At 44.2% G+C, this 364-nt stretch carries 1 pseudogene; it reads right to left on the bottom strand.

Annotation, left to right across the window (positions count from 1 at the left end):
* A pseudogene (locus NNO02_RS23620) lies at window positions 1–364 on the bottom strand (DUF2345 domain-containing protein); the annotation flags it as partial.

Genomic DNA, 364 nt, shown 5'->3' with positions numbered 1-364 from the left:
CTTCAGTCCATCAACCGCTTTTGACATTATTAATGATGAGTTTCCCGAATTATCTGTGACACCAGACAAAATTTTTCCATCAGGCATATGAATGTCATAGCTCTGATTTGCCAGCGGTTTACCTGAACAGGATGAGTGATAACAAACTTTTCATCAAACGTTGATGGCTCAAACGACTTCATCACACTCTGCAGACTACCGGAGCCTGCTTTCTTGATACCGGTATTCTTAATGAGAAGTTTTCCCGGACCGCCAATCTCGACATTTCCACCTTTGATTTTGATATAGCCGCCGCCGCATATCAGTGTCAGTTCGTCCTGCGCCGTAACAACCAGTTTCTTGCCACTCGAAATATGCGTGTCCT

The organism is Citrobacter sp. Awk 2, from assembly GCF_028069815.1.
Taxonomy (GTDB): domain Bacteria; phylum Pseudomonadota; class Gammaproteobacteria; order Enterobacterales; family Enterobacteriaceae; genus Citrobacter.
The sequence above is the reverse complement of the archived record's forward strand: the minus strand, read 5'-3'. Positions and strand labels throughout refer to the sequence as shown.